8 protein-coding genes and 1 pseudogene are annotated in these 11,705 nt (G+C 69.0%); 6 read left to right on the forward strand and 3 right to left on the reverse strand.

Going from position 1 to position 11,705, the window contains the following annotated elements; genetic code table 11:
• From JLI01S_RS17200 to JLI01S_RS15435, 4 genes and pseudogenes are all read left to right on the forward strand, one after another.
• Positions 1 to 539 (forward strand): annotated as a pseudogene (locus tag JLI01S_RS17200) (hypothetical protein); the annotation flags it as partial.
• A gap of 5 nt (positions 540 to 544) precedes the next feature.
• Positions 545 to 4,939 (forward strand): type VII secretion EssC family protein, encoded by a 4,395-nt coding sequence (locus tag JLI01S_RS15425; protein WP_169797350.1) that lies wholly within the window; start codon positions 545 to 547, stop codon positions 4,937 to 4,939.
• Positions 4,940 to 5,124: 185 nt separating this feature from the next.
• On the forward strand, positions 5,125 to 5,394 hold the full coding sequence (locus JLI01S_RS15430) for a WXG100 family type VII secretion target (protein WP_157075004.1): 270 nt from the start codon (positions 5,125 to 5,127) through the stop codon (positions 5,392 to 5,394).
• Between the two features lie 52 nt (positions 5,395 to 5,446).
• Positions 5,447 to 5,737: a WXG100 family type VII secretion target gene (locus tag JLI01S_RS15435; protein WP_084349497.1), complete on the forward strand. Its 291-nt coding sequence runs from the start codon at positions 5,447 to 5,449 to the stop codon at positions 5,735 to 5,737.
• 96 nt (positions 5,738 to 5,833) lie between these two features.
• Here the strand turns inward: JLI01S_RS15435 and JLI01S_RS15440 are convergent, their stop codons facing one another.
• Entirely contained in the window at positions 5,834 to 6,052 is a 219-nt protein-coding gene (locus tag JLI01S_RS15440) for a biotin/lipoyl-binding carrier protein (RefSeq protein ID WP_068266273.1), read from the reverse strand.
• 87 nt (positions 6,053 to 6,139) lie between these two features.
• On the opposite strand from JLI01S_RS15440, the gene JLI01S_RS15445 reads away from it, so the two are divergent.
• The gene (locus JLI01S_RS15445) at positions 6,140 to 7,330 is read left to right on the forward strand and encodes a cytochrome P450 (protein WP_068266276.1); all 1,191 of its coding nucleotides are present in this window, start codon (positions 6,140 to 6,142) and stop codon (positions 7,328 to 7,330) included.
• Positions 7,331 to 7,404: 74 nt separating this feature from the next.
• Here JLI01S_RS15445 and JLI01S_RS15450 read toward each other — a convergent pair whose 3' ends face one another.
• Complete coding sequence (locus JLI01S_RS15450; protein ID WP_068266277.1) at positions 7,405 to 8,499, reverse strand: inositol-3-phosphate synthase; 1,095 nt, start codon at positions 8,497 to 8,499, stop codon at positions 7,405 to 7,407.
• Entirely contained in the window at positions 8,496 to 9,104 is a 609-nt protein-coding gene (locus JLI01S_RS15455; protein ID WP_245634651.1) for a PadR family transcriptional regulator, read from the reverse strand. The genes JLI01S_RS15450 and JLI01S_RS15455 overlap by 4 nt, the downstream gene beginning before the upstream one ends.
• Before the next feature lie 170 nt (positions 9,105 to 9,274).
• Between JLI01S_RS15455 and JLI01S_RS15460 the strand changes: the two genes are divergently transcribed.
• Positions 9,275 to 11,641, forward strand: a complete 2,367-nt coding sequence (locus JLI01S_RS15460) for a transglycosylase domain-containing protein (protein ID WP_084349499.1) — start codon at positions 9,275 to 9,277, stop codon at positions 11,639 to 11,641.
• Positions 11,642 to 11,705: the final 64 nt, after the last annotated feature.

Consider the following 11,705-nt stretch of genomic DNA (forward strand, 5'->3'; position numbering starts at 1 on the left):
CGCCGCCGCCCCCGCCGCCGCCGGCCCCGCCCGCGCCCGTCGTCGACTGGTCCTCGCCGTCGACCTGGCCCCTGTGGGCCCAGCTGCTCGGCGTCTTCGTCGGGATCCCGCTGCTGCTCCTGCTCCTCACGCCCGTCGTCACCAGCATCCGTCGAGCCATCCGGCTGCGCCGCGGAACCCCCGACCGTCGGGTGGGCCGCGCGTGGAACGACCTCGTCGAGGAGGCCGGCGTGCTGGGCCGACGGTTGCCGGCCGGAGGGACCCGCATCGAGCAGGCGCGGGCGCTCGGGCCGTCGATCGACGCGGTGCCAGCGGCCCTGCGGGCTGACGCGCTGGTCTTCGGACCGGCCCCACCCCAGCCGGCCGAGGTCACCGCCTGGCAGGCCGAGCTGCGACGGGTCCGTCGCAGGATGCGGCGGGAGACCCCCTTCGTCACCCGCGTGCGGGCGACCTTCGACCCCCGTCCGCTGTTCTCGCGACGCGAGGACATCGGGCTCCATGACAAGACCACCGCCCCCACCCGGAAGGCGCTTCGATGAAGCTGATGTTCACCCTCCGTGGGTCCGACAACGAGGACACCGACCTCGTCGCGACCGTCGACGGACGGACCACCGTCGGTGACCTCGCCGAGCACCTCGTGCTCGCGGACCCGCAGCGCCAGCGTGCCGGCAGCAGCTACGAGAGGTCCGACCTCGGCCAGATGACCCTGGCGCTGGTCGACGAGAACTTCCGGGCCGTCGACCCCAACACGACGGTCCAGGAGTCCGGCCTGCGCTCCGGCGCCCACCTGAGCGTCACTCGACGTTCCTCGGGGTACAAGGACACCGAGGCACCCATCGCGATGGCCAAGGTCGTCGCCGGCCCCGACACCGGACGGGAGTACCCCCTCCAGCGAGGGACCTCCCACGTGGGCCGCGGCCGCGACTGCGAGGTGCAGATCAACGACGCCTCGGTCTCGCGCCGGCACGCCAAGCTCCTCGTCGCCGATGTCGTCGAGGTCACCGACCTCGGCTCGTCCAACGGCGTGGTCGTCGCCGACGAGCAGGTCGACCGGGCCATCCTGCGCGAGGGCGAGACCTTCACCATCGGGGACACGACCTTCGAGATCTCCGCGCGCACCCTCGCCGCGGGGGTGACGACGACCGAGTCCGGCGATGTCGCCTTCGTCCGGTCGCCGCGGATCTCACCGGTCTACCAGGGGCTCCAGTTCGAGGTGCCCGACCTGCCCGAGCGCGGCAAGCCGCAGCGCATCCCGCTCGCGATGATGATCGTGCCGGTCTTCATGGGGGCGACCCTCTTCGCCATCACCCGATCGCGCTTCACGATCATGTTCATGCTCATGATGCCGATGATGATGTTGGCCAACGCGTGGGAGTCCAAGCGGCGCGTCCGGTTGGACTTCGAGGAGGCGATGGAGGACTTCCGCGAGGACGTCGGCTACCTCGTCGAGGACATCGAGACCGAGCTGGACCGGGAGCACGACACCCGCCGGCAGGAGCACCCCGCGGTCGCTGAGTTCGGGCAGGCCGTGGCCGTTCACCACCCGCTGATGTGGACCCGCCGTCCGGGGGAGCCCGGCTACCTCGAGTTCCGGCTGGGTCTGGGTGTGCGGCCCAGCCGCAGCGAGATCAAGCTGCCCAAGATGGGGCGGACCCGGGCCGAGGCCTGGCTCGAGGTCTCGACCCTCATGCAGGGCCTCGGTGTCGTCGCCGATGTGCCCGTCACCGCCCACCCGCTGCTCGACGGCGCGATCGGTGTCTCCGGTCCGCGCGAGGCGGCCCTGGGACTCGCTCGTTCGCTCGTCGTGCAGACGATGTCCGCGCACTCACCGGCCGAGGTCGTGCTGTGCGCGCTCGCCTCGACGACATCGGCCCGGGACTGGGACTGGCTGAAGTGGGTGCCGCACACCTCCTCGCCGCAGAGCCCCTTCGATGTGCAGCAGACGGCCAGCTCCGGCCCCGGCTGCTCGGCGATCATGGAGCAGCTCGAGTCGCTCGTCGCCGGTCGGTCGGGCCAGAAGAAGGACGGAGCCAGCGGCCCATCGGTCGTCGTGCTCATCGACAACGACGCGCCCGTCGAGCGCGCACGCCTCGTCCAGCTGGCCGAGGCCGGTTCCGCGGCAGGGGTCGTCGTCATCTGGGTCGCCCCCGTGACCGAACAGCTGCCGGCCGCGTGCCGGACCTTTGTCGAGGTCGCGGAGAGCGGCAGCGCTCGCGTCGGCTGGGTCGGTCCCGCCCAGGTGGCCACCGACGTGCAGGCCGACCTCATCTCGCTGCGCGAGGCGGTGACCGTGGCCCGTCAACTGGCGCCCATCACCGACTCGAGCGCCCTCGCCCAGGACGACTCCGACATCCCGCGATCCGTCTCCTACCTCGCGCTGGTGGGGACCGAGATCGCCCACTCGGAGATGGCGGTCATCGAACGGTGGAACGAAAACCGGTCGATCCTCACGGGGCGTCACGCGCCGCCCACCCCCAGCCGCAAGCCCGGCTCCCTCCGTGCCGTCATCGGACAGTCCGCGATGGGCACCCACAGCGTCGACCTGCGCACCGACGGCCCGCACGCCCTCGTCGGTGGGACCACGGGTGCCGGCAAGTCGGAGCTGCTCCAGGCGTGGATCCTCGGCATGGCGACGGCCAACAGTCCCCAGCGGGTGACCTTCCTGCTCGTGGACTACAAGGGTGGATCGGCCTTCCGCGACTGCGTGCAGCTGCCGCACACCGTCGGCATGGTCACCGACCTCTCGCCGCACCTCGTGCGGCGGGCGCTCGCCTCGCTGTCCGCGGAGCTGCACTACCGCGAGCACCTGCTCGCACGCTTCAAGGCCAAGGACCTCATCGAGCTCGAGCGGCGCGGTGAGGTCGACGCCCCACCCAGCCTGATCATCGTCGTCGACGAGTTCGCGGCCTTGGTGCAGGAGGTGCCCGACTTCGTCGACGGCGTCGTCAACATCGCCCAGCGTGGTCGCTCCCTCGGCATCCACCTGATCCTCGCGACGCAGCGTCCGGCCGGTGTCATCAAGGACAACCTGCGGGCCAACACCAACCTGCGCATGGCCCTGCGCATGGCGGACACCGACGACTCGACGGACGTGCTCGGGACCCCGGATGCGGCCTACTTCGACCCCGGCCTGCCGGGGCGTGCCCTGGCCAAGTCCGGCCCGGGTCGCCTCGTGCCCTTCCAGACCGGCTACGCGGGTGGGTGGACGAGCAACACCCCACCCCCGCCGGACATGCTCGTCTCGACCCTCGCCTTCGGCGCCCCCCTCGCGTGGGAGCTGCCGGCCAAGGAAAAGGGGGACGAGGAGGCCGATCTGGGTCCCACGGACATCCAGCGGGTCGTCGACACCGTCGAGCGGGCTCGCGTCGAGGCGCAGATCCCGGTCCCGCGCAAGCCGTGGCTGTCCGAGCTCGCCGAGGTCTACGAGCTGGCGAAGCTGCCGACGGATCGACGGGACGACGAGCTGGTCATCGGCATCGCCGACAACCCGGAGAGCCAGAGCCAGCCGGCGATCTCCTTCCGTCCGGATGTCGAGGGCAACCTCGCGGTCTTCGGGGCGTCGGGATCGGGCAAGAGCTCCTTCCTGCGCACGATCGCGATCGCGGCAGGGTTCACCGTGCGCGGTGGTCCGTGCCACGTCTACGGCCTGGACTTCGGTAACCGTGGCCTCGGGATGCTCGAGGAGCTGCCGCATGTCGGCAGCATCATCTCGGGCCAGGACGAGGAGCGGGTCAAGCGCCTGATCACCATGCTCAGGGAGATGGTCGACGAGCGCGCGATCCGCTACTCCCGGGCCAATGCCACGACGATCACGCAGTACCGCAAACTCACCGGCCACACCGACGAGCCGCGCATCTTCGTTCTGGTCGACGGCCTGAGCGCCTTCCGCAATGCCTACGAGTCGGCGGGAGCGCTCATGAAGTGGCTGGACGCCTTCACCTCGTTGCTGTCCGACGGCCGTCCGGTCGGCGTCCACTTCGTGCTCTCCGTCGATGCCCGCAACGGCTTGCCGGTGGCGATGGGGTCCTCCGTCCAGTCCCGCTTCGTGCTGCGCATGGCGACCGAGGACGACTACTCCTTCCTCGGGGTGCCCAATGACGTGCTCACGCCGGACTCCCCCCCGGGCCGAGGGCTGTTCAAGAAGCGGGAGGTGCAGGTGGCTGTCCTCGGTGGGACCACGGACGCGTCGGAGCAGTCGCGCATGGTGCGTGGGTTCGCCGAGACGATGGCCAAGTCCGGGGCCCGCCCGGCAGCGCCGGTGGCATCCCTGCCGGAGGTCATCCCGGCGTCGAGCCTGCCCGGTCAGGTCGACAACCTGCCCGTCATCGCGATGAGCTCGGACGAGCTGGCACCGGTCTCCTTCGACCCCCGCGGTGGATTCGTCGTCACCGGGCCGCCCGGCAGTGGTCGCACCTCGGCGATGGTGCAGATGGTGCAGGCGATCAAGAGGTGGAACCCCTTGGCCCAGGCGCACCTGATCACCTTGCGCCGCAACTCGGAGATGCTTGCGATGCCGCAGTTCGAGTCGACGGCCACGCGCGAGGAGGACATCAAGGACCTGTGCGCGATGCTCAAGGAGCGGGCTCTCGACGAGACCTCACCGCTGCAGGTGCTCCTCATCGAAAAGCTCGACGACCTCAACACATCGCCGTACCAGATGCCTCTGCAGGAGGCCATCAAGCCGCTCGTGGACAACGACCACTTCGTCGTGGGAGAGGCCGACCCCAACGCCCTGACGACCAGCATGGGCCTGCCCGGGCTGGTCAAGGGCTCTCGCTCAGGTCTCGCCCTGGCGCCGGACGGCTCCGAGTCCTCGATGATCTTCAAGACCAACTTCCCGCCGCTGGCGCGCGTCATCATGCCCGAGGGCCGGGGAGTCCTGGTCCGGCGTGGCCGGGCCCAGATCGTCCAGGTGGCCAACCCGGAGGAGATCCGATGATCACCAATGTGGTTGTGCCGCAACGGAATTCAGGTTGTTTAGTTGTGGACACAGGGAGGTGGGGAGTTCTCCCCATGGGCGTTGCGCCAGACCTTCCCTAGTGTTGACCTCAGTCGGGCAGGACAAGGCCCGAGGGGAAACACACATACAGAGCAAGACCATCACCAACATCGCAGGAGGACAGCATGTTCCTTGGAATGAACCTCGACGTCGTCAAGGGTGAGCTCCCGAAGTGGACCAACCTGGCGGAAGAGCTCAACGGCGTCATCACCGCAGTCAACACCCAGGTCCAGGCGGCCAACGAGGCCTGGAACGGCCCGGACTCCGAGAAGTTCATCTCCGAGTGGGAGGGGCAGCACCGCCCCCAGCTCGAGAAGATCAAGGCCCTCATCGAGTCGCTGGTGGACCAGCTGCAGCACGAGACCAACGAGCAGGCGCGCATCTCCGGCTCCTGAGCCGGCTGATCCCACTCACCCCACACACGTAGAGATCTGAAGGAGAATTGACATGGCTGGAAATCTGACCGACGGAATGGACACTGGCAGGATCCGCGAGGTTGCGGGTCAGCTGACCACGCAGGCTGGCAAGATCGGAGAGGTCAGCCAGAACGGCACCTCCCAGATGAGCACCCTCGAGGGCAACTGGAACGGTAACGACAAGGAGCAGTTCGCCAGCGCATGGCAGGACGCGGCCAAGTCCCTGCAGAGCGCCCAGGACGTCCTGGACGCCTACGCCAAGTCGGCCATTCAGCAGGCCGACGACCAGGACAAGGGTTCTGGTGGTGGCGGGGGCGCCTGAGCCCACTGGCCACACCCGAAGGGGGCGGACCGACCACGTGTCGGATCCGCCCCCTTCGCCGTGTGCAGGCCCGCCGGACGACGGGACGAAGGTCGCTCAGTCGTCGATGACGACGAGGACCTCCCCCTCCTGCACGACGTCTCCTGCCGTGACCTTGACCTCGAGGATCCGGCCGGAGCGCTCGGACAGGACCGGGATCTCCATCTTCATCGACTCGAGGAGGACCAGCTCGTCACCCACGGCGACATCCTGATCGGCCGTCACGTGGACGGCGATGACATTGGCGACCAGCTCTGACTCGACTCTGTGACCCATGCCACCGAGGTTAGTGGAGAGTGCTGGTGCTGCGGCACGCTGCACTCCCCTCGTGCCCAGCGCGCCCGTGGGTGAAGATGGTGCGCGATGAGCGACGTCGACCTCTCCGCCCCTGTCCTGCTGGACGATCCGTACCCACTCCTCGCGCGGTGGCGGTCGGGCGGTCCCGTGCTGCGTGCGCTCGACGGCCGGTGGGTGGCCACGACCCACGCGTCGGTCAGCGCCACGCTGCGGCACCGGTCCATGGGTCGGGTCTGGGCGGACTGGCAGCCGGCCGAGCAGATGGAGCCCTTCAACACCCTCCACCGCCACCAGCTGATGGAGAACGAGCCGCCGGAGCACACCCGCATGCGGCGTCTGCTGGCCGGGGCCTTCGCCAAGGGGCACGTCGAGCGGATGCGACCACGGATCGAGGAGCTCGCCGACTCCATGCTCGACCGCCTCGATGCCGCCCGGCCGGTGGACATCCTCGCGGACTACGCGGAGCCGATGCCGGTCTTCGTCATCGCCGACCTCCTCGGTGTGCCCCGAGAGGACCACGTCCGGCTGCGTGACTGGTCCCAGGCGATCGTGCACATGTACGAGCAGGGGGTCGACGAGGCCACCCGTGAGGCAGCGGTGCGCGCCAGTGCCGACTTCGCTGCCTACACCCGCGAGGTCATCGAGATGCGCCGCGCCCGCCCGGGGGAGGACCTCGTCAGCGACCTCATCGCCGAGCGCGATGGCGCCGGCGGCTTCAGCGACGACGAGCTCGTCGCCACCGTCGTCCTGCTGCTCAACGCGGGCCACGAGGCATCGGTCAATGTCTTCGGCAACGGCCTCAACTCGCTGCTGACCCACCCCGACCAGCTCGCGCGGATCACCTCGGGGAAGGTCACCGTCGCCACGGCGCTCGAGGAGCTGATCCGCTTCGACGCTCCGTTGCAGCTCTTCGAGCGGACCGCCACCCAGGACGTGGAGGTCGAGGGCGCGCTCGTGCGGGCCGGTGAGACCGTCGCCTGCCTCATGGGCTCGGCCAACCGCGATGCGTCGGTCTTCGGGGACGATCCCGGCACGGGGGCCGACTGCTTCGACGTCGCTCGTGATCCCAACCCGCACGTGGGCTTCGGGCTCGGCCGGCACTTCTGCCTCGGGGCCCCGCTCGCGCGGGTCGAGCTGGAGATCACGGTGCGGCGGCTGCTCGAGCGCTTCCCGGACATCTCCCTCGCCGACACCCCGCCTCGCCGACCCACCTGGGTGCTGCGCGGCTTCGAGGCGCTCCCCGTCACCCTCTCCTGACACAGGTGGGCGGTTGGTGCTGCGTACCCGCCCGCGAGTACACAGCACCAACCGCCCACCTGATGGAGCAGTGCTCAGCGCTCTTCTGTGCCCGCGATGAAGGCCTCGAGCTTGACGCGGCCCTCGGTGTCCTCGCGCTGCTCCGGCGGGGACTTCATGAGGTAGCTGCTCGCGGAGAGCAGGGCGCCACCGATGCCGCGGTCCTTGGCGATCTTCGCCGCGCGGATCGCGTCGATGATGATGCCGGCGCTGTTGGGGGAGTCCCAGACCTCGAGCTTGTACTCGAGATTCAGCGGGGCATCGCCGAAGGCGCGACCCTCGAGGCGGACGTAGGCCCACTTGCGGTCGTCCAGCCAGGCCACGTAGTCCGACGGGCCGATGTGGACATTGCGGTCGTCCGCGCCGACGCCGGCGAGAGGCCCCTCGAGGTTGGAGGTGACGGCCTGCGTCTTGGAGACCTTCTTCGACTCCAGACGCTCGCGCTCGAGCATGTTCTTGAAGTCCATGTTGCCGCCGACATTGAGCTGGTAGGTGCGGTCGAGGACCACGCCACGCTGTTCGAAGAGCTTGGCCATGACGCGGTGGGTGATGGTCGCGCCGACCTGGCTCTTGATGTCGTCGCCGATGACCGGGACGCCGGCGTCCTCGAACTTCTTGGCCCACACGGGGTCGGATGCGATGAAGACGGGCAGGGCGTTGACGAAGGCCACGCCTGCATCGATCGCGCACTGCGCGTAGAACTTGTCGGCCTCCTCGGAGCCCACCGGGAGGTAGGACACCAGCACGTCGACCTCGGCGTCCTTGAGCACCTGCACCACGTCGACCGGCTCGGCCGGGGACTCGTCGATGGTCAGGGCGTAGTACTTGCCGATGCCGTCGAGGGTGTGGCCACGCTGGACCTCGACGCCCGTCGTGGGCACGTCGGAGATCTTGATCGTGTTGTTCTCCGAGGCGTTGATGGCCTCGGAGAGGTCCTTGCCGACCTTCTTGTCATCGACGTCGAAGGCGGCGACGAACTGCACGTCGTTGACGTGGTAGTCGCCGAACTTCACGTGCATCAGCCCGGGGACGGTGCCCGACGGGTCGGCGTCCTTGTAGTACTCGACACCCTGCACGAGCGAGCTGGCGCAGTTGCCGACGCCGACGATGGCGACGCGGATGGAACTCATGGGTTCTCCTTGGTGGGGGGCGGGTTGAAAGCTGGGTGGGCCGGGTCGCTGAGGGTGCCGGGCCTGGCCTGGGGGCCGCGCCGCTCGGCGTCGATGAGCTCGTCGAGCCACGCGACGGCCCGCTCGGTGGCGTCCTCGCCGTGCGCGGCCAGGGCGGCGGACCACCGATCCAGGCGCGGGGACCCCTCGCCGGTCCGCATGCCGTCGAGCTGCTCGGCCAGCCGGGCGCGGCGTCCTTCGAGGATGCGCAGCCGGACCTCGCGCTCCGTCCTGGCGAAGAACGCGACCCGCAGGTCGAAGGCGTCGTCGTCCCAGCTGCCCGGGTCGGTGCGCCCGGCGATCTGGGCGAAGGCTGCGCGGCCCGAGTCGGTGATCGTGTACGTGATCCGCTGGCGTCGACTGCTGGTCGCACGCGGCTCGTCGCGGTCGACGCTCACGAGGTCCTGGCCCTGCAGGCTCGCCAAGCAGGGGTAGAGCGTGCCGAAGGACAGCGCGCGGAAGGCGCCGAGTCGCGTGTTGAGCCGGCGTCGCAGCTCGTAGCCGTGCAGGGGGTCCTCGTGGAGCAGGCCGAGGACGGCGAACTCGAGCATCTCGCGGCGGCGCACGTCCTCTCCCTTCGCTCTGGTGATGGCGCACCGAGGGCTCGGACGTGCCCGGTGCCGTGTGAGCGTACCCGATGTATCGGGGTGATACATCGGGTTGCGTCTGTCGGCGCGGCGCGATGGCCCCATACTGGGAGGGACGTGCTCGTCGTCCCGTGTCCGAAGGTGCCTTGATGTCTGATCCCTCCCGCTCCCGTGCCGAGTCGCGCTCTCGTCGGCGCTCGTCGTCCCGGCGCAAGGGGAAGCGCCGTGGCGGCATGCGAGGTTTCTTCCGCAAGGTCCTCATCGGGCTGGCCGTGCTGGTGGCGCTCGGGATCGCCGCGGTGGTCGCGGCGTACCTGATGATCGACATCCCCAAGCCCAACGACCGCGCCGTGCAGCAGGCCTCCGTCCTCTACTACTCGGACGGCGAGACCGAGATGGATCGGATCGCGAGCGTCAACCGCGAGGCCGTCGGGCTCGACCGCGTCCCCGAGCACGTGCAGCACGCCTTCATCGCTGCGGAGGACCGTTCCTTCTACGACAACCGGGGGATCTCGCCCAAGGGCATCTTCCGCGCCATCAGCGGCGCCCTCGCCGGCGAGGACCGCGGTGGAGGCTCGACGATCACCCAGCAGTACGTCAAGAACTACTTCCTGACCCAGGACCAGACGCTCGAACGCAAGGGGCGGGAGATCCTGCTGTCGGTGAAGGTCGACGGTGAGCTCAACAAGGACCAGATCCTCCAGAACTACCTCAACACGATCTACTTCGGTCGCGGGGCTGACGGAATCCAGACGGCGTCCAAGGCCTACTTCAACAAGGACGTCGAGGACCTCACCCCGTCCGAGGGGGCGCTCTTGGCCAGCGTGATCCGTGGGCCCTCGCTCTACGACCCCTCGCTGGGTGAAGAGCAGAAGGAGCTGGCCACCGGACGCTGGGACTACGTCCTCGACGGGATGGTCTCCGAGGGCTGGATGACTCCGGCGGAGCGGTCCGAGCAGAAGTTCCCGAAGGTCACGGCACCGAAGCGGACCGCCTCGAAGTCCAATGACATCGGCTTCATCACCGAAGAGGTGCGCACCGAGCTGCGGACTCGGCTGAAGCTGTCCGACGCGGACATCGACCGCGGCGGCTTCAAGATCGTCACGACGATCGACAAGAAGGCCCAGACGTCGGCGGCCAAGGCCGTCAAGAACCACCGACCCACCGGTGAGCGCACCTCGGACCTGCACATCGGGCTCGCCTCGATCCAACCCAATGACGGGGCCATCCGGGCCATGTACGGCGGGGCGAGGTTCGGTCACGGGAAGTACGGCTACTTCAACTCCGCCGTCGACGGCAAGATGCAGGCCGGGTCGACGATGAAGCCCTTCACGATGATCGCGGCCCTGCGCAAGGGGATCCCGCTCTCCACGACCTACAGCGGCGCCAGCCCGTACTACAACAAGGCCTTCGTCTCCACGGGTGCCGGCAGCAGCCAGATCCAACGCAACGGCGGGGTCGTCAACTACGGCAACGCGTCCTACGGACCGGTCAACATGCGCACCGCGACGCAGAAGTCGATCAACACCTACTACGCGCAGCTCAACCTCGCGGCCAGCCCGAAGTCCACCGCGAAGTCGGCCAAGGATGCTGGTGTCGTGGCGTGGAACGGCGACAAGCGGGTGCCCCTGTCGCAGACCCCGGCCAATGTCTTCGGGACCGATGCGGTGCGCGTCATCGACATGGCCAACGCCTACGCCACGATCGCGGCCGAAGGGAGGCGTGCCACCCCCTACTACATCTCCTCCGTGACGAGCACCGGCGAGTACAAGCTGGACTACGAGGTGAAGAAGGACGTGCGGCGGGCCTTCCCCCAGGACGTCGCCCGAGACGCCATCCAGGCGATGAGCCAGGTGGGTCAGCCCGGCGGCACCGGCTACCCGACGGTCGCCGACCTCGGTCGGCCGGTAGGCGGCAAGACCGGGACGACCTCCAACAACTACGCGGCCTGGTTCGACGGATTCACGCCGGGACAGCTGGCGACGGCCGTGGGCATGTACAAGGGCGACGGACGGCTGGTGGAAGAGAACCAGCTGGTCAACCTCGGTGGCTTCGCGGAGATCACCGGTGGGACCGTGCCTGCCCGGATCTGGACGGACTACATGATCGGTGCGCTGGACGGGTCGCCGGTCAAGAGCCTGCCGCCGGCCGGCAATGTGACCTACCGACCGCAGACCGACCGGCCGAGCAATGCGCCCGCGCCGATCACGACGACCCAGGCGCCGACCCGACAGCCGACGTCCACGCAGTCCTCGTCGTCGAGCACGTCGACCTCGAAGACCACCAGCTCCTCCTCGTCGTCGACCTCCTCCTCGACCACCTCGTCCTCGTCCACCTCGTCCTCGAGCACGCCGACGAGTACCTCCTCGAGCAGCTCCACCCCTCCGCCGCCCCCGCCCCCGCCCCCGCCGACCACGAGCACGAGCACGAGCACCACCGATAAGCCCACGCTGCCGATCCAGACACCCCCCACGACGGGCAATGGCCGCCCGGGCGACGGGCAGGCCACGGACTAGTGCCTCGCGAGTGGTCGGTGCGTGACCTGCTGCCCGAGGACGCCAACGCGGTGATCGGCGGGCC

Source organism: Janibacter limosus NBRC 16128, from assembly GCF_001570985.1.
Lineage (GTDB): Bacteria > Actinomycetota > Actinomycetes > Actinomycetales > Dermatophilaceae > Janibacter > Janibacter limosus.

Excerpts from the sequence above, each read along its gene's own strand:
- JLI01S_RS15425 (WP_169797350.1), top strand. The coding sequence starts at position 545 with ATGTTCACCCTCCGTGGGTCCGACAACGAGGACACCGACCTCGTCGCG.
- JLI01S_RS15430 (WP_157075004.1), top strand. The coding sequence starts at position 5,125 with ATGTTCCTTGGAATGAACCTCGACGTCGTCAAGGGTGAGCTCCCGAAG.
- JLI01S_RS15435 (WP_084349497.1), top strand. The coding sequence starts at position 5,447 with ATGGCTGGAAATCTGACCGACGGAATGGACACTGGCAGGATCCGCGAG.
- JLI01S_RS15440 (WP_068266273.1), bottom strand. The coding sequence starts at position 6,052 with ATGGGTCACAGAGTCGAGTCAGAGCTGGTCGCCAATGTCATCGCCGTC.
- JLI01S_RS15445 (WP_068266276.1), top strand. The coding sequence starts at position 6,140 with ATGAGCGACGTCGACCTCTCCGCCCCTGTCCTGCTGGACGATCCGTAC.
- JLI01S_RS15450 (WP_068266277.1), bottom strand. The coding sequence starts at position 8,499 with ATGAGTTCCATCCGCGTCGCCATCGTCGGCGTCGGCAACTGCGCCAGC.
- JLI01S_RS15460 (WP_084349499.1), top strand. The coding sequence starts at position 9,275 with ATGTCTGATCCCTCCCGCTCCCGTGCCGAGTCGCGCTCTCGTCGGCGC.